14 protein-coding genes and 1 tRNA gene are annotated in these 17,729 nt (G+C 62.0%); 6 read left to right on the top strand and 9 right to left on the bottom strand.

The features are described from left to right. Positions 1-6: 6 nt before the first annotated feature. Positions 7-80 (top strand) — tRNA-Asp (locus tag I2I01_RS20600). 259 nt (positions 81-339) lie between these two features. Continuing rightward, positions 340-825, top strand: coding sequence for a hypothetical protein (locus I2I01_RS20595; RefSeq protein WP_196288403.1), 486 nt, complete (start codon positions 340-342; stop codon positions 823-825). A gap of 57 nt (positions 826-882) precedes the next feature. Here the strand turns inward: I2I01_RS20595 and I2I01_RS20590 are convergent, their stop codons facing one another. Then, positions 883-1,233 (bottom strand): 4Fe-4S dicluster domain-containing protein, encoded by a 351-nt coding sequence (locus I2I01_RS20590; RefSeq protein ID WP_196288402.1) that lies wholly within the window; start codon positions 1,231-1,233, stop codon positions 883-885. 198 nt (positions 1,234-1,431) lie between these two features. Between I2I01_RS20590 and I2I01_RS20585 the strand changes: the two genes are divergently transcribed. Further along, entirely contained in the window at positions 1,432-2,445 is a 1,014-nt protein-coding gene (locus tag I2I01_RS20585; RefSeq protein WP_196288401.1) for an acyl-CoA reductase, read from the top strand. 84 nt (positions 2,446-2,529) lie between these two features. On the opposite strand, the gene I2I01_RS20580 is transcribed toward I2I01_RS20585, so the two are convergent. The 8 genes from I2I01_RS20580 to xerD all read right to left on the bottom strand — a co-directional run bounded on the left by I2I01_RS20580 (position 2,530) and on the right by xerD (position 12,913). Beyond that, on the bottom strand, positions 2,530-3,399 hold the full coding sequence (locus I2I01_RS20580) for a nucleoside phosphorylase (protein WP_196288400.1): 870 nt from the start codon (positions 3,397-3,399) through the stop codon (positions 2,530-2,532). A 79-nt stretch (positions 3,400-3,478) separates the two neighbouring features. Then, positions 3,479-4,420: an oxygen-dependent tRNA uridine(34) hydroxylase TrhO gene (gene trhO, locus I2I01_RS20575; RefSeq protein ID WP_196288399.1), complete on the bottom strand. Its 942-nt coding sequence runs from the start codon at positions 4,418-4,420 to the stop codon at positions 3,479-3,481. Positions 4,421-4,525: 105 nt separating this feature from the next. Next, positions 4,526-5,158: a NeuD/PglB/VioB family sugar acetyltransferase gene (locus I2I01_RS20570; protein WP_196288398.1), complete on the bottom strand. Its 633-nt coding sequence runs from the start codon at positions 5,156-5,158 to the stop codon at positions 4,526-4,528. Between the two features lie 68 nt (positions 5,159-5,226). Beyond that, the gene (locus I2I01_RS20565; RefSeq protein ID WP_196288397.1) at positions 5,227-6,594 is read right to left on the bottom strand and encodes a hypothetical protein; all 1,368 of its coding nucleotides are present in this window, start codon (positions 6,592-6,594) and stop codon (positions 5,227-5,229) included. Beyond that, entirely contained in the window at positions 6,594-7,892 is a 1,299-nt protein-coding gene (locus I2I01_RS20560) for a DUF2851 family protein (RefSeq protein WP_196288396.1), read from the bottom strand. Before I2I01_RS20560 ends, I2I01_RS20565 begins: the two co-directional genes overlap by 1 nt. Before the next feature lie 145 nt (positions 7,893-8,037). Next, positions 8,038-8,682, bottom strand: coding sequence for a LolA family protein (locus I2I01_RS20555; protein ID WP_196288395.1), 645 nt, complete (start codon positions 8,680-8,682; stop codon positions 8,038-8,040). Between the two features lie 120 nt (positions 8,683-8,802). Next, complete coding sequence (locus I2I01_RS20550) at positions 8,803-11,799, bottom strand: FtsK/SpoIIIE family DNA translocase (RefSeq protein WP_196288394.1); 2,997 nt, start codon at positions 11,797-11,799, stop codon at positions 8,803-8,805. Between the two features lie 214 nt (positions 11,800-12,013). Next, entirely contained in the window at positions 12,014-12,913 is a 900-nt protein-coding gene (gene xerD, locus I2I01_RS20545; RefSeq protein ID WP_196288393.1) for a site-specific tyrosine recombinase XerD, read from the bottom strand. Positions 12,914-13,060: 147 nt separating this feature from the next. Here xerD and I2I01_RS20540 point away from each other — a divergent pair, with 147 nt between their 5' ends. The 3 genes from I2I01_RS20540 to I2I01_RS20530 all read left to right on the top strand — a co-directional run bounded on the left by I2I01_RS20540 (position 13,061) and on the right by I2I01_RS20530 (position 17,601). After that, complete coding sequence (locus I2I01_RS20540; RefSeq protein ID WP_196288392.1) at positions 13,061-15,694, top strand: M36 family metallopeptidase; 2,634 nt, start codon at positions 13,061-13,063, stop codon at positions 15,692-15,694. A 185-nt stretch (positions 15,695-15,879) separates the two neighbouring features. After that, on the top strand, positions 15,880-16,326 hold the full coding sequence (gene aroQ, locus I2I01_RS20535; RefSeq protein WP_196288391.1) for a type II 3-dehydroquinate dehydratase: 447 nt from the start codon (positions 15,880-15,882) through the stop codon (positions 16,324-16,326). 207 nt (positions 16,327-16,533) lie between these two features. Then, positions 16,534-17,601 (top strand): aminotransferase class V-fold PLP-dependent enzyme, encoded by a 1,068-nt coding sequence (locus tag I2I01_RS20530; RefSeq protein ID WP_196288390.1) that lies wholly within the window; start codon positions 16,534-16,536, stop codon positions 17,599-17,601. Positions 17,602-17,729: the final 128 nt, after the last annotated feature.

Genomic DNA, 17,729 nt, shown 5'->3' with positions numbered 1-17,729 from the left:
GCAAACGGTTTGGTAGTTCAGTTGGTTAGAATGCCGCCCTGTCACGGCGGAGGTCGCGGGTTCGAGTCCCGTCCAGACCGCTACCGTTTGTAAAAAGGCCCTTCACATCCCGTGAAGGGCCTTTTTTATTTGCCTATGTCTAAGCGGCCTGTCAGCCACAATGGCTTACCGCATGAATTCACTTCGTTAAAGGAATACTCTTGAGCATAGTGGAACGCGCAGCTACATCTCATTTATCTTACTAATTGAACCGACCCAACGAGGCTAATCCTTGGGCAACTATTGACAATTATTTGGAATTCTCCGTATATAGGAGCTCAACTGTAAACATTCTTTATCATGCGCTACTCCCCTCTCTTGCCACTGGCTTTTTTGCTGGGCTGCGCCACCGCCGACCAGCCCGCTACCGAAACGCCGTCCACAACGCCGGCTACCGCCACCATCAATCGGGCCTTCGACGTACCCGCGCTGTTGGGCCTGAGTGCTAATGACATTGCTCGGCCACTCGCCGGACAGGGCATCCGCCCCGACCAGAACGCGATGTCGCAGAACGGCGCTTCGGGCACTACCGAAACCGTGACCACCTATTGGCACGATTCCACCGGCCTCGACGTAAGCTACGACCCGACCACGCTGCGGGTAAACAGCTTTTTCGTGAAGCCTAAGTCCGGCCACACCACCAATTACGAAACGCTGCTGAAGCTGGCCAATGTGAGCCGGTACGACAAGCGCGTGAGCATCGAGCCCATTGCATCGGTCGATAATCCGCAGGTTTACACGGGGGTGAAAATAACTCCCCAAACGCCTACGGCTTCGGCGCAGTAAGGCCGCAAAAAAGGCCGCTTCGGTTGAAGCGGCCTTTTTTATGTTGGCGAGGGAAAGTTAAGCGGCGATGTGCAGCCACTCCTTCTTTTCGAGCAGACGCTCGCGGGTTTCGCGCATGTCAGGGTCGTCCACGCAGCAGTCGACGGGGCACACGGCGGCGCACTGCGGCTCTTCGTGGAAGCCTACGCACTCGGTGCATTTGTCCGACACGATGTAGTAGTACTCATCCGATACCGGCGTTTGAGGGGCCGTGCCCGATACCGTGGCGCCGTCGGCGGTGGTCACTTCCTTCAGGGTGGTGCCATCGGCCCAGCGCCACTGGGCGCCGCCTTCGTAAATTGCGTTGTTGGGGCATTCCGGCTCGCAGGCACCGCAATTGATGCACTCGTCGGTTATCATGATGGCCATGGGGCGTCAGGAAATCAGGGGTGAAGGGGAAACCAAAGCAGTTCGGGCAGGCTTTACGTAAAAAGTGCGACCCGCGCCGGTCTTTGGCCGAACAAAATTAACCAACGACGGCGGGGTTTGCACGGTTTCGCCCAATTTTGCGGCTTGTTACCACGGTTCGGCTTTCCTGCCGCAGCCAACGGCCGCTATTTCCTCTGCATGAACCACTCCGAACGACTGGCTGCTTTCGTGGCCCTGGGCCACCGCCTCGCCTCCCTCCCCCCCGACGAGCTAACCCCGCTGGCGGCTCGCGCCCGCAACCAAAACGCCTGGTTCGACCGTCCCAGCGTGGCGGCAGCCATGGCCGGTATCGCGCACATGCTGGCCGAGGAGCCTCTGCGCCATTGGGCCGCCCGCTACCCCGCTGAGTCCACTACGGTGCACAAAATTGGGGTAGTAATGGCGGGCAATATTCCCATGGTCGGCTTTCACGATGTATTGTGCGTGCTCCTTAGCGGCCATGTGCTGTTGGCGAAGCTCAGCGCCGACGACACGGTACTGATGCTCTGGCTACTGGAGGAGCTGACACAACTGGAGCCGCGCTTCCGGGAATTTATTCAGGTGCTGCCGCGCCTGAATGCGGCCGACGCCTTCATCGCCACCGGCTCCGATAACACGGCCCGCTACTTTGAGTATTATTTCGGCAAAAAGCCCCACCTCATTCGGCGCAACCGCACCAGCGTAGCCGTGCTCACCGGCCAGGAAAGCCCCGAAGAACTGGCCAAGCTAGGGCCCGATATTTTTCAGTACTACGGCCTGGGCTGCCGCAACGTGAGTAAGCTGTTTGTGCCCGTAGGCTACGATTTCGTGCCGCTGATGAATGCGCTCCAGCCTTTCGAAAATGTGCTACATCACCACAAGTACAACAACAACTACGACTACAACAAGAGCATTCTGCTGGTGAACCGCGAGCCGCACTTCGACAACGGCTTCTTTCTTATTCGGCCCAGCCAGGGGCTGGTGTCGCCCATTTCGATGGTGTTCTACGCCGAATACAGCAGTGAAATTGACTTGGTCGACCAACTCACCGACATTGCGGCCCAGACACAATGCGTGGTATCGGCCGGGGCACGGTTTGCAGGCAGCTTGCCGTTCGGACAGGCGCAACAGCCTGCGGTGAGTGAGTACGCCGACCGCGTGGACACGATGGAGTTTCTGGCGGAACTGCCGTAGGTCTGCGAGGCAATGCCATCAAAAAAGAACGTCCTGCTTAGCATTGTCTAAGCAGGACGTTCTTTTTTGATGGCATTGCCTCGCCTACAGCCGTTGCAGCGTCTGCTCAATCATGGCATCGACCACGGCGGCGGCGTTTTCGGCGAAATCGCCAGTAGCACGGTTGGCCACGATGGCATTCAGCGACAGCACCTCGTGGCCCAGCAGGCGGCCCAGGGAGTAGTAGCCGGCGGTTTCCATTTCGAAATTGCTGAGGCGGAACTCGCCTTCGGCGCTTTGGTGACGGAAGCTTTGCAGGCGCGAAATGTAGTCGGGTGTGCGCAAGTCGAGGCGCAGGCGACGGCCCTGCGGGCCGTAGAAGCCGGGGCAGGTGAGCGTGTTGCCCATCACCATATTGGCGCCCAGTTGCTCGCGCAGGATGTCAGACCCGCGCACTACGTAGGGTGCGAAGGGAATGCCCAACGTACGCTGCAGTTCAGTGGCCACTTCGGTTTCAAGGCCGGTTTCCATCAGCGGGTAGAATTGCATCAGGCTGTCGAGGCCCACGGCGTGCTCGGTGGCCAGCATGGCGCCGATGGGCACGTCGGGCTGCAGGCTGCCGCTGGTGCCCAAGCGGATGATGCGCAGGCTCATGCGTTCCTCGGCGGGGCGCACGGTGCGGGCCATAAAGTCGATGTTCACCAGCGCGTCGAGCTCGTTCATCACGATGTCGATGTTGTCGGTGCCCATGCCGGTGCTCAGTACCGTGAGGCGCTTGCCGCGGTAGTAGCCCACGTGCGTCACGAATTCGCGGTGCGTGGTTTCAAACTCCACCGAATCGAAATGCCGGCTCACCTGGGCCACCCGGCCGGGGTCGCCCACGGTCAGAATGGTGTCGGAAATGTGGTCGGGCAGCAGGTTGAGGTGATAAATGCTGCCGTCGGGGTTCAGGATGAGCTCGGAGTTGGGAATCATAGTCGTGAGGCGAGCTTTCGCTTGCCGTAGAGTTTGCAGGGAAGAATTGGGGGCAAATAACGGCAAGCAAAAACTTACCTCACGCCTTGTAAGACGCTAGCCCCTGCGCGGGGTTGTAGTGGTTGCTAAGCTTGGGGTAGGCGCCGGTGCCGTCGTAGGCGCGCTTGTCGGGGTGGGCGGCGCAGGCTTCGGAGCAGGCGCCTTGCAGCTTCTCGCCGCAGGCCTCGCACAGGGGCAGGTGGGCGTTGCAGTGCGGGTTGGCGCAGTTGATGAGGCGGTTGCTGGGCTCCTGGCAATGCTTGCAGCACGAAATGACGGTGGGGTTCACGCGGTTTACGTCCACGGCCACGCGGTTGTCGAACACGTAGCACTGGCCGTCGAAGTCTTCGCCCCCGGTTTCGATTCCGTATTTGATGATGCCGCCGTGCAGCTGGTACACGTTTTCGAAACCCTGCTCCAGCAGGAAGGCGCTGGCTTTCTCGCACTTCACGCCGCCGGTGCAGTAGGTCAGAATTTTCTTATCCTTGAACTCCTTGAGGCGTTCCACCCGGTCGGGGAAGTCGCGGAAGTTTTCGATGTCCAGGGTCACCGCATTTTTGAAGCGGCCGAGGTTGTACTCGTAATCCGAACGCACGTCCACCACCACCACGTCGTCGCGGTCCTTCAGCTCCTTGAATTCCTGGGGCGAGAGGTGCTGGCCGGTTTTTTCGTGGGGCCGCATGTGGCGCAGGCTGCTGTGCACAATTTCCGGCTTCACGCGCACGTGCAGCTTCTGGAAGGTGTGGGCCGCTACGTCGTCCACTTTAAACTCCAGGGCATCGAAGCGCGGGTCGGCTTTCACGGAGGCCATGTAGCGGGCGCAATTCTCCACGGTGCCCGATACCGTGCCGTTCAGCCCTTCGGCGGCTACAATGATGCGGCCGCGCAAGTCCAACTCCAGGCACAGGCGGTGGTGCTCGTCGCGGAATTGCTCCGGGTTGTCGAGCGGGGTATAGCAGTAATAAAGAAGAACCTGATACATTCTAGAGTTTTGAGTTTTGAGTTTTGAATGTTGAGTGCCTTCGCTGCATGCTTTGGGTAAGGCATTATAACAACTCAAAACTCAGCATTCAACATTCAACCCTTCTTACACTTTCACCGCCGGGTTGCCGAACACGGTTTGGCCGTTGGGCACGTCGGCTACTACCACCGAGCCAGCGCCCACGCGGGCTTTGTCGCCGATTTTGACACCGGCTACTACCACGGCCCCGGCGCCGATGAATGCCTGCTCACCCACCTGCACCTCAGCGCCTACCAGAGCACCACTGCCCAGTTGGGCAAAGCTGCCCACGGTGGCGCGGGCTTCCACCACTGCATTGGCGCCTACCAGGCAGCCATCGCCGAGGGTGGCGGTGGCCGCTACCACGGCGTTGGGGCCAATGTAGTTGCCGTGGCCCAGCGTGGCGTGGACCGAGACGCTAGCCCGCTGGTGAATGGCGTTCACGGGTACGGCTTCGTACTCGTTGCGCAGCATTTCGGTGAGGCTGCGGCGGCTGGCGGTGTCTTCGGTAGCCACAAATACTTCGCACTTCTTACCCAACAGCTTCAGCAGCTCGCCGTCGTCGGTGTTGCCCATCACGGGCACGTCGAGCAGCTCGGTGCCTTGCAGCTTCGCGTCATCGTCGAGCAGGCAGTACACCACCACGTCGTTGGAGAGAAAGGCATCGAGGGCGGCAGTGCCCACGGTTTGGGCACCAAGAATTATAACGGGGTTTTCCATTTTAGCAGAGGTGAGCGGGGCACAAGCCGGGGAGAAATGCCCAGCGGCGGCCGCGCCAAGGTGCAAAGTTACGCGTTTGCCGGGCGTGAGGGCCGAAGCGCAGCCCAGGGACGGAGCCGGGCCAAATGGCGCAGGGCCGCGGCTGCGTAGTCGTTTTGGAGGAGGAGTACCAGCACGTAGGGCAACACGGTGCTGCGGTAGCGATGTAGCGAGCCCAGGTTGGGCGTGGTGATGCCAATGAGAAAAGCCAGCAACAGGCAGAACACGCTCAGGGCCAGCACAACGGCAAACGGCAGGTGCCCGCCCCGCCCGCGCACCAGCGCCCCGAGGGCCAGGGCCAGCAGCAACAGCAGCGCCGCGTTCTCGATTCCGGCGGCTACGTAAAGCGGCAGCTTCGACTGCCCCGGCCACGGCTGCGTGAACACATTGAGCACGGCCCGCGGGGCGTGGGCCACAATACTGGCAGCGGTAGGCCGCAAGTTGGGGTATTCAAAATGAGGTCGGTCGGTCGAATTTTCCAGGTCAAAGCTGTAGACTTTAACCACCTGGAACACAAACTTATTAAGCCGAAACGCCACACTTAGCTCCGGGCCTATCCAGGCACCGGCACCGAACACGACCACCAACCCCAGGGCCGCCGCCCAGCGCCGCGGCAGCAAACGCTCCAGTCCCCGGCCCAGCGCGAGCCCCGCCAGCACGGCCAGTAGCGGCAGGGCGAAAAAATAGCGCATGGCCACGTGCAAAACCGCCAGTCCGGCCGTGCCGGCCCACCAAGCCCAGCTCCGCATAAGGCCCGACTTGAAAGCTTCGCCAGCGTAGAGCCAGGTAAAAACGCGCGCCGTGAGCCACGCACCCGAACCCAACACCATGGCTTCTTTGCTGATGCCAGTGGCCCAGAACCATACCGAAGGCCAGAACAGTAGCGCTATTGCGCCTGCTCCGGTGGGCGTGTTCGGGAAGCAGATTGCCAGCGCCCGTACGAGCGCCCAGCATCCAACAAAAACAAAAACGCTCAAATACAAGGCATTTAACTGAGCACAGCCTAAAGAGCCCAGATTCAGCAAAGACAATATTTTGGCGAGGTTCCAGGTATTGGAACTGCTTTGGTAAACAAAGGTGTATTTGCCGGTCACGTTCGGCAACACCGTCACGGATTGCGTTAGCATCTGCACAAAATTTAACGGGGCCAGCCACAGTTGCTCCGTCACAATGTCGCCCACCGAGCTCATGTAATAAGCGTCCAGCTTCAGATGCCAGTGCTTGGCCAGCCCGGTGCCCAGCCGCAGGCCCAGGCCCAAGGCAAAGGCCCCACGCCACCAGCCGGTTGCTTCTCGCCATTGCCGGGCCACCCAGGGCAGCAGCGCCAGCAGGAAAAGCGCATTGAAACCTACTGTTACCGCCAGTTTTATCAACAAAAGGGCTAATTCGTTCAGCATTATCGCAGGCGGGGTTGTTGCACCAGCCGGCTGCCGATGGCGCAGTGCAGGCAGCGGCGCGGGGCGCAGTAGGATTTGTGCAGCGCCAACAGCCCCTGCGAGTCGGCGGCGGTGCGGTGCACGAAGCCCAGGGCGTCGTACACGTCGGTATATTGGTTGTGCTCGGCGGGCAGTTCGCTTAGCAGGGCCACACTGCTTTCGACTACTTCGGGCTTGTCGACGTAGTGGGCATAGGCCACGCGCAGCGGCACCACCACGTTGGTAATGAGCAGGTCGATGCTGGTTTTGCCCAAGCCAGGCACCTTGCCAGTCCGGCCGGGTCGGAAGTGTGTGCGCCAGTATTCGGGCGCTTGAGCCTGGAAAAATTCCGTCAGCGCAGCCACGCTCTGGGCGGTGAGCAGGGCGTCGAAAAGTGTGGGGCGTGCGTGCAGCAGGCCCACCAACTGCCCCAGCCGCACCGGCGGAAAATTGGCCGGCCGCAGCCGCAGGTAGTTCCACTCGTGCACGACCAGTGCTGCCTCACCCAGGCTGTACTTGTGCCGTAGAAACTCGTGCTCCTGCCTCAAGTCCTGGATGTACTCGTCGTTCGCTGTTTCTTCATTATCAACCAGAAATCCAGCTTGTCCAAACAACAAGGCTTCGAGCTGACGGCGGTCGTGGCGGTGGCGGCGCAGCACAGCCAGCGGCAGTGCCTTGGCTAGGCGAGCCAGAGGCTCGCTGTTTTTTTGAAAGCCGAACGCGGCCATCAGGGCATGGTAGGCGGTGGCTTCCCAGTCCTGCCCCAGCGTACGGTGCAACTCCATGATGGTGTCGGCCTTGCGCTCCACACGCTCCAGTAAGGCTCGCTCGACCATCATGGTTTTGGTGATTTCAGGCACCAGGTGCAGCAGGGGCGCGCAGGGTAGCGGCGCGGCTGCCGGAGCTTCTACCAAAGCGGTGTAGCGGGCCAACAGTTCGGGCATCAGCCGCGCTTGCAGAGCTAAGGCAGGAATGAGGCTACCATTGGTGCGCTGCACCTCGGCGTCGGCCGCGCCCACCACATGCAAAATCACCTGGTCGTATTTGGGGTCGGTCTGGTGCTGGTGGCGTGACCAATCGGAGGCGCGGAGGTGAATTTCAACTGCCCCGTTCCACTCCACCTCGCCGATGCGTAGACGAGCGTTTAGGAAGTCGGGCCCGGCATCGGCGTTGCGCTGGCCGGTGCGTAGCACCTGGATTTCCTCACCGGCCGTGGTGCGTAACTCCAGCTTGTCGAAATACTGGTGCTGCCAGACGTAGTGGAGGAAATCTTCTTTCATGACTGGCAAAATTAGTTGTCAGGTGCTTGTTGTCAGTAGTTAGCCGAAAAATGCGCCTTTCTACAAAAAAGCGGCCCGCCTCCAAAGAGACGGGCCGCTAGTCATGTTAGCCAGACAAGTGGCAACGAGCAACTAACAACAATGCTTAACGCAGGTCTACCACTTTCACGCCCTTGTACTTGGCCTTGTCGAAGGCGAAGGTACCGGCATCGACGGGCGGGTTGGGCTTAAAGTTCTTGATGAGGAAGGTGTACTGGTTGCCGTTTTTCTTAAACATCTGCCAGCTTTTCACCGAGGCGTCCTTTTTGCGCACCTTGAGGCGCACCTTAAACACGTCATTCTGGCGGTTTTCCGGTGCTAGCTCAATCACATCGAGGGGTTCACCGCCTTCGGTCACCTGCTGCACGTAGGTGTACTTGTAGCCCTTCTTATACATCGTATAAATCTGGGAAGGCGACATATCCTGGGAGTCCGGGTCCGAATCGGAGATGTTCACCTCGTTTTCGTTTTTCAGATAGGTCCAGGTGGTTTTACCATCGTTGATAACTTCCTGGCCGCTGATTTTGAGCCGGAACTTCTGGCCGCTCACCACGATGTCGCCGTTGAGGTTTTGCTTCACCTTGGCGCTGGGGTTCTCCAGCGTTTGGGTGAAAGTGGCCTGGAAAGCTTTCAAGGCTTGGTACTTGGCGCTCATCTGGTCGAGAATCTTGCCAGCTTTAGGGTCTTGCTGCGCGGCGGCCGGCAGGGCTAGCGAAACGGCGAGCAGCAGGAAAGAAATTGATTTTTTCATTAGAAAAGTGAGATTCAAAAGGCGCTAGTGCGGGGCTTGGACAGCCTATACGGATTTGGCATTACAAACGTCCGGCCAAAAAATAAGAGTACCGCGAAATTTCGTTTCGCGGTACTCGTCCTACTTCATCGAATTGAGTAGCTGCTCCAATTGGTACTCGTCGGGAATGAGCACGTCGCGGGCCTTGCTGCCCTCGAACGGCCCCACGATGCCCGCGTGCTGAAGTTGGTCGATGAGGCGGCCGGCGCGGTTGTAGCCCAGCTTCAGCTTGCGCTGCAGCAGCGAGGTGCTGCCTTGCTGGTGCAGTACGATGCAGCGCGCGGCTTCCTCAAACATGGTGTCCCGCTCGGAGGGGTCCATTTCCTCGTTGCCACCACCGTCGCCGTCGGCGCCGGCCACTTCGGGCAGCAGGTAAGCGTCGTTGTAGCCCTGCTGCTCGCCGATGTAGTCGCACACGCGGTCCACTTCCGGGGTGTCGATGAACGCGCACTGCACGCGTATCAGGTCGGAGCCGGCCGAGAAGAGCATGTCGCCTTGGCCGATGAGCTGGTCGGCCCCGCCAGTATCCAAGATGGTGCGCGAGTCGATTTTGCTGGTCACCTTAAAGGAGATGCGGCAGGGGAAGTTGGCCTTGATGATGCCGGTAATCACGTTCACGGAGGGGCGCTGGGTGGCCACGATGAGGTGAATGCCGATGGCGCGGGCCAGCTGCGCGAGGCGGGCAATGGGCGTTTCCACTTCCTTGCCGGCCGTCATCATCAGGTCGGCCAGCTCGTCAATTACCAGCACGATGAAGGGCAGGAAGCGGTGGCCCTTCTTGGGGTTGAGCCGGCGCTCGATGAACTTGGCATTGTACTCCTTAAGGTTGCGGCAGCCGGCTTCCTTGAGCAGGTCGTAGCGCCGGTCCATCTCCATGCACAGCGAATTGAGCGTGTTAACCACCTTCTTCGTGTCGGTGATGATGGCCTCTTCGGTGTCGGGCAGCTTGGCCAGGAAGTGACGCTCAATCTTGTTGAAGATACTCAATTCCACCTTCTTGGGGTCGACGAGCACAAACTTGAGCTGGGCGGGGTGGCGCTTGTAGAGCAGCGAGGCCAGAATCACGTTTAGGCCCACCGATTTGCCCTGGCCCGTGGCGCCGGCCATGAGCAAGTGGGGCATCTTGGCCAAATCGGCCACGAACACTTCGTTGGTGATGGTGCGGCCAAAGGCCACCGGCAGGTCCATTTCCGAGCGCGCGAATTTCTCCGAGCCCAGTACCGAGCGGATGCTCACCATCTCCTTCTTGGTGTTGGGCACCTCGATGCCGATGGTGCCCTTGCCCGGAATGGGCGCGATGATGCGGATACCCAACGCAGCCAAGCTCAGCGCGATATCATCTTCCAGGCTCTTGATTTTGGAGATGCGCACCCCTACTTCAGGCACAATCTCATAGAGCGTGACCGTGGGCCCGATGGTGGCCTTGATGCTGGCGATGCCGATGCCGTAGTGGCCCAGCGTTTCCACGATGCGGTCCTTGTTGGCTTCCAGTTCCTCCTTGGTGACCTGGGCTTTGGCCACGCCGTAGTCGTTGAGCAACTCCAGCGTGGGGTATTGGTAGCGCGAGAGGTCCAGCGTGGGGTCGTAGTTGACGTGGGGCATGGCGTCGGCGTCCTCGTCCTCATCGGCCACGGCCGCGATATCGGCGCCGGCGTTGGGGTCCAGGTCGTCGCGGCCCGGCACGGTAATTTCCAAGGGTCTTGGAGCCGCCTGCGGGGGCAGGGTCTTGGCTTCGGGCAGTGGCGTGTTGTCGTCGGCCAAATCGGCCAGCGAGAGCGGCGTGGGCACGGTCGAAAGCGGCACGCTGGGTGCCGACGCAGGCTCCGGCTCAGCCACGGGCATTTCGATGGAGAAGGCCGGGCCACTCACGGCCAGCGGCAGGGCGGCGCTGGCGGCTGCTGCGGTGGTAGCTGTCGCCGCCGCAGTAGCAGCCGAGACAGCGGGTGCCACCATGGCACTGGCCACGCTCAGCGGCACGCCAGCACCTACGCGGGGCGCAGGTTCAAATTCCTGAGCGGCCGGGGCTTCATCCGGTTCCTCGTCGCTGAGCTCCAGGGCCGGGCCGGAGGCCTGGGCACCACCGGCCGAAACCGTGGCGGACGTTGCAGCTACCGTTTCCACCGGGGCAGGACGGGTTTTGAGGGTCATCTGCGGCACGGGCGGCGCGGCCACAGGAGCGGCTGCGGCGGCTTGCTCGGCGGCAATTTCGGCTTCCAGCTCGGCGTCTTCTTCGGGGTCGTCCTCGGTGCTGAGGCTGCGGAAGCGACCCAGGTTGAGGCTGGTGACGTTGAAGAAGAACACCACAAACGAAATCAAGGCGAAGGCCAGCAGCAGCACCGTGCCCCAGCCAATGAGGCTGTCAAGCCAGGAGGCGGCCTCGAAGCCCACGCCGCCGCACAGGAAATCGAGGCGGTGAGCCAGCACCGGGTCGGCGCCCGGCGTGGCCAGCGTCACTACCACGTAGCCCAGCAGCACGCTCAGCCAGGCCATGGTGAAAAAGCCCAGCGCCATCACGTAGCTCACAGACACCCGGGCGGTGCGGAACACAATCTTCGCCCCCAGGAAAAACACGATGGGAATGAGGGCATACGCCGCCACGCCGAACAGCTTGTAAATGAACAGCTGCGCGGCCCAGGCCCCAAGCAAGCCCAGCCAGTTGCCCGACTCCTGCCCGGCCTCCTTGGTGGGAATGGTGCCCATGGCGGCTACCACGCTCTGGTCGGCATGGCCGGTGAAGAGGAAAGAGGTGAAGGCAATGGTGAGGTACAAGCTGGCCAGCAGCAGGCCGAACCCGATGAACAGGTGGAAGCGGCGGTCGCGCAGAATTTCGAGCAGACCGCCCACGCCGGGCAGGGGGCCGCGCGGCTCGCGGGGGGGCTTGGCGGGCTTGGGGGCAGGCGCCGGGCGGGCGGCTTTGGGCACGTTGGCAGCGGCGGGCCGGGGCTCGGCGGCGCGGGCCGGGGCGGGCTCGGGCGCCGGGCCGTTGGCGCGCGGCTCATTGCGCCGCGTGGGCCGGGGCTCGGGCGCGCGGTTGGCCGACGGGCCGGAGGGAGGGTTTTTGTAGCGGTTATCGGCCATTCTCAGGAGGCATAAAGGCCAAATTTACGCACGGCGGGCGGGAGTTAGGGCATGAGGGAATGGGGGCAATAAGGTAGTTGTCTGTCATCCTGAGCGCAGCGAAAGACCTTCTCAACGAAGAACTGACTTCAGTAATTATTACTGCTTACATGAGAAGGTCCTTCGCTGCGCTCAGGATGACAAACACAATTTCCCTTGCGCCTCCCTCCCCTACCTAGCTCCGCGGGTGAAACTCGGTAATGACCTGCCGCAGGAAGTCCCTATCGAGGTGCGTGTAAATCTCCGTAGTGGTGATGCTGGCGTGGCCCAGCATTTCTTGCACGGCGCGTAGGTCGGCGCCGCCTTCTATCAGGTGGGTGGCGAAGGAGTGGCGCAGGGTGTGCGGGCTGATGGTTTTGCGTAGGCCCGCCTGCTCGGCTAGCTTCTTGAGCGTGGTGAATACCGTTATTCGTGACAGCGGCCGGCCGCGCTGGCTCAGAAACACAAAGTCTTCGGCGCCGGGCTTGAGGTCGAGGTGGCCGCGCACGCCGCTGAGGTAGAAGTTGAGGTGCTTAAGGGCTTCGCGGCCGATGGGCACGAGGCGCTCCTTGTTGCCTTTGCCCACCACTTTCATGAAGCCCTGGTCGGCGTACACGTTGCTCAGGCGCAGGTCACACAGCTCGCTCACGCGCAGGCCGGAAGAATACAGCACCTCCATCAGGGCGCGGGCGCGCAGGCCCTCGTCGGTGCTCAGGTCGATGGCGGCAAGCAGCTGCTCAATCTCAGGGTAGCTGAGGGTATCGGGCAGGTGGCGGCCGGTTTTGGGGGCTTCCAGGGTGTCGGTGGGGTCGAGCTTGAGCAGGTCTTCCATGATGAGGAAGCTGAAGAAGGCCTTGAGGCCCGACAAGGTGCGGGCCTGCGAGGTGGCGCCCAGGCCCAGCCCCTGCAGCGTGGCCAGAAACTCCCGTAACACTTCGGTAGTCACTTGCAGCGGCCCGATGGGCAGCTTCTGCATCATCAGAAACTGCTGCAGCTTGGCGGCATCGCGCACGTAGGCTTCTACGGAGTTGGGCGAAAGGGATTTTTCGAGGCGCAGGTAGCCGTCGAACTGTTTCAGGGCTTGGGGCCAGGTCATGGGGCAAAAGTAGGCGGTGCCGCTGGGGCAGCCGGACGCGAATCGAAAAGTCGGGGCAAATTTGCAAATAGCCCAGCCAACCATTCCTGGCGGTTCGGCATCATCAGCTCGTTCTTTCCTCCTTCACTTTTTTCTGCATCAGTGCTTATGCTACCAAATTTCCGCGCTGCCTTACCCTACCGTTTCCTGCTTTGCGCGGCCCTGCTGGCCGGAGGCCCCACGGCTGTGGCTCAGCCAACAGCCCCGGCCGCGCCAACCGCTTCGCCAGATGCCGTCCGGGCCCTGGGGTACGTGCGCGCCCATGCGGGCGCCCTGGGTCTGAGCGACGCAGACCTTTCCGACCTGGTCGTGACCGGCAGCTACACCGACGCGCACAACGGGCTTCGTCACGTGTTTCTATCCCAGCGCATCAACGGGCACGACGTGCTGGGCACCGAAGTCGGCCTGCATTTCAGCCCAACCCAAACGCTGCTGAGCCGCACGGGCTCTTTTGGGAAAGACCTACGGGCCGCTGCGTCCAGGCTGCCCCAACCGGCCGTGGGCGCCGAGGCGGCCCGCAATGCAGCCTTGCAGCACTTGCATCAGGCAGCTACTGGCACCGCTCAGCCCGCCGAGCTGGTGTACCGCTTCCTGCCCAACGGCACGTTGGCGCAGGCCTGGCAGGTGCGGGTGCGCCCCGCCCAGGGCCCCGACGCTTGGACTGTGCTGGTGGATGCCGCCACCGGCCGGGCGCTCAAGGCCCGCAACCAAGTCATTCGAGAAAATCCGAAGCAGGCCTCCCGCTTCCAGCCGGCAGGCCCAGGCCCGGTCACGCCCCTGCTACAGCCCACTGTGGCCAACGGCTACCGGGTGTATGCCTCGCCGCTGGAAAGCCCGCTGCACGGGGCGTCCACGCTGGCCGTGAATCCGGCCGATGCGGTGGCCTCGCCCTTTGGCTGGCACGACACCAACGGCGCCACCGGCGCGGAATACACCACAGCCCGCGGCAATAACACCCACGTTTACACCCCGGTTGGGGCGCACGTGGTCACGCCGGGCTTTTCGCCCGATGGCGGCGCCAACCTGGAGTTCGACTTTGCGCACAACGCGGCGCTGTCGGCGCAGGACAACCAGCCGGCCGCCCTCACCAACCTGTTCTACTGGACCAACCTGATGCACGACCTGAGCCAGCGCTACGGCTTCACGGAGGCCAGCGGGAATTTTCAGGCCACCAACTACTCCGGCCAAGGCCAGGGCGGCGACTACATCCGGTCCCAGGTGGGCGAAGTGTACAGCGAAGGCTACTTCAACACCACGCCCGATGGGGGCGCGACGACTAACTCTTACCCCGAAATTGTGCTGGGCATCTGGCAGATGGCTTTGCCCAATGTCCTCACCGTGGCAGGCACAGGGCCGGCGGCGGGCAGCTACTCCGCCATGCCACTCGCCAACGGGCGGCCCCTGCCGCGCACCACGCCTATCACGGGCGCGCTGGTGCTGGCCAACGACGGCAGCACTACCCCCAGCAGTGGCTGCCAGCCGGCGTGGGTGAATGCAGCCCAGGTGCGCGGCAACATCGCTGTGGCCGACTTTGACTACGACTGCGATTTCATCGAGAAGCTGCGTGGGGCCCAGGCGGCCGGCGCCCGGGCCCTGGTGCTCGTGCACAGCCTCGATTTTCTGACGCACATCGAATTGGACCCCGCCGACACGGTGGGCCTGCGCGTGCCGCTGGTGATGGTGACCCACGCCGACGGGCAGCGCCTGAAGGCAGCCATGCGCGCGGGCACGCCCGTGACGGCCTCGCTGCTGGGCACCACCGCGCCACCCGACCGCAACGGCGGCTTCGACAACGGCATCATTGCCCATGAGTACGCCCACGGCATCACGACGCGTCTGACCGGCGGCCCGGCCGGCGCCACCGCCTGCCTCGACAACGAGGAGCAAATGGGCGAGGGCTGGAGCGACTTTTTTGAGCTCTGGATGACCACCCGGCCCGGCGACGTGGGCACCACGGCCCGCGGCATCGGCACCTACGTGCTGGGGCAGGCCACCACCGGACCCGGCATCCGGCCGGTCCCCTACTCCACCGATATGGCCCTGAATGCCACCACCTACGCCTACATTGGCCACACGGTGAACAACGTGAACTACGGCTACGACGACTTCGGCTACCCCTATGATTCGCACTACATCGGCCTGGTGTGGTGCTCCGTACTCTGGGACCTGAACTGGGCCATGATTCAGCGCTACGGCTACGATGCTAACCTGAGCACTGGCACCGGCGGCAACAACAAAACCATGCAGTTGGTGATGGATGGCCTGAAGCTGCAGCCCTGCAGCCCCGGCTTCCTCGACGCCCGCGATGCCATTCTGGCGGCCGACCGGGCCGACTTCGGCGGGGCCAACCAAGCGCTGATTTGGCAGGTATTTGCCCGCCGCGGCATGGGCTCGAACGCCGTGCAGGGCAGCAGCGACGACCTGCTCGACAACACGGCTGGCTTCCTGACGCCCACCGGCCTGGCCACTGCCGAGGCCCTAGCCGCCGGTGCAGGCTTTGACCTGTATCCCAACCCCACCCGCGGGCAGCTCACCCTACGGCTGGCGGGCGCCAGCACTGCGCCGGTGCAGGTGGCGGTGCAGTCGGTGCTGGGCCAGGTGGTGCAGGCACACACCTTCACCGCCGCAGCTGCTATGGCCGGCGCCACGCTCGACCTCCACGCCCTTACGCCCGGCCTGTATCTGGTGCGCGTGACGACCAGCGCTGGCACCCTGACCCGCCGCGTGGTGGTACAGCCCTGACTTGCTTGTTAATCTGCCATTAGAACTAAAAAACGTTTGTCATCCTGAGCGCAGCGAAGGACCTTCTCACGTTTGCGGTATTTACATTACTGCAAATCGTTTAGCCGTGAGAAGGTCCTTCGCTGCGCTCAGGATGACAAACGTTTTCTACTTTTCAATCTTCATAAACCACGCTCTCCCCACGCATGGACATCCTGATTATAAACGGCCCCAACCTCAACCTGCTGGGCCGCCGCGAGCCCGGCATCTACGGCACCCGCTCGTTCGAGAGTTTTTTTCCGGAGCTAGAAGAAGCATTCCCCGACCACACCCTTACCCAGTTCCAGAGCAACCACGAGGGCGCCATCATTGATAAGCTGCACGAGGTGGGCTTCACACACCACGGCATTGTGCTCAATGCCGGCGGCTACACCCATACCAGCGTAGCCCTGGCCGATGCCGTGGCCGCCATTGCCACGCCGGTGGTGGAGGTGCACCTGAGCAACCTGCACGCCCGCGAAGAATTCCGCCAGAAAAGCCTGTTCGGCCGGCACTGCGCGGGCAGCATCAGCGGCTTCGGGCTCGAAAGCTACCGGCTGGCCGTGCAGTGGTTTGCAAACCAGACGCCAAAGCGGGTGGGGTTCCGGGTGTGAGCCGAACCAGCGAATTGCCGCGGATTTTTCGGGATTTTCGGGATTTTGTGGGCGGAAGTCTGCGACCTTTGTGCGCAACAACTTTTCGGCCGGCTACACGCTTTCGCAAGCGTCCTCGTTAGCGCCGGGGCAGTTGCCCAGCGGGCGACGCATCGCCTGCAACATCCGTAAAACTTGAAATTCCGCCTCCTTCCGCGGTTCAACCATATGTATACTTTCAATCCCGGGCCTTCGGCCGTTTACCCGGCCGTGCGCCAGTACCTCACCGATGCCTTCGACCAGGACTGGCTTTCGGCCGGGCACCGCTCCGAAAAAGTCATCGGCCTAGTGCGCCAGACCGTGAACGACCTCAAGGCCAAGCTCAACGTGCCGCAGGACTACACCGTTCTGTTCACGTCTTCGGCCACCGAATGCTGGGAAATTCTGGCCCAGAGCCTGACACCGCGCCGCTCGTTTCACCTCCACAACGGCGACTTCGGCGAGAAGTGGTTTAAGTACGCCAAGGCCCTGCGCCCGGCCAGCACCGGCCAGCGCTTCGGGCTGGACGAAGTTCCCGACGTGGCCTCGCTGCCGTTTGGGCCCGACGATACCGACCTGGTGTGCATCACCCAGAACGAAACCAGCACCGCCACCCAACTGCGCGAGGGCTTCATCCTGAACCTCTACAACCGCCTCGGCGGGGCCCTGCTGGCCGTAGACGCCACCAGTTCGCTGGCCGGCCTGAACCTGAAATACATCAAGGCCGACATCTGGTTTGGCTCGGTGCAGAAATGCTTTGGGCTGCCGGCCGGGCTGGGCGTGATGCTGCTCTCGCCCCGCGCCGTGGCCCAGGCCAAGCTCGTGAACGACCGGGCCCACTACAACGCCCTGCCCGCCCTGCTGGCCCAAATGCTGAACTACCAAACCAATTACACGCCCAACGTGCTGGGCATCTACCTGATGAGCCGCGTGCTGGCCGACCGTGAGCCCATCAAATCCGTGCACCAGCACCTTGTAGACCGCGCCGAGAAGCTCTACGCCTTCTTCGACCAGGCCACCCCCCTGCAGCCCTTTGTTTCGAACCCCGAAACGCGCTCCACCACGGTCATCGGCCTGCAGGGCGACCCCGCCCTCATCGAGGAAATCAAGGCCAAAGCCAAGGAAGCCGGTTTGCAGCTGGGCAGCGGCTACGGCCCGCTGAAAAACACTACCATCCGCATTGCCAACTTCCCCGCCGTGCCCGACGCAGCCATGGAGGCCCTGGTGCAGTTTTTCGCGAAGGAGTATCCGGGGTAAACGTTGGGGAGGAATAAAAGAACGTCATGCCGAGCGCAGCCGAGGCATCTCGCTCGTCGAAGTATTCTAAGCAGTTGCAACGAAGCGAGCGAGATGCCTCGGCTGCGCTCGGCATGACGGACAAAAGT

The organism is Hymenobacter properus (genome assembly GCF_015694735.1).
Lineage (GTDB): Bacteria > Bacteroidota > Bacteroidia > Cytophagales > Hymenobacteraceae > Hymenobacter > Hymenobacter properus.
Note: the sequence above shows the minus strand (reverse complement) of the source record. Positions and strands in the feature narration are given on the sequence as shown.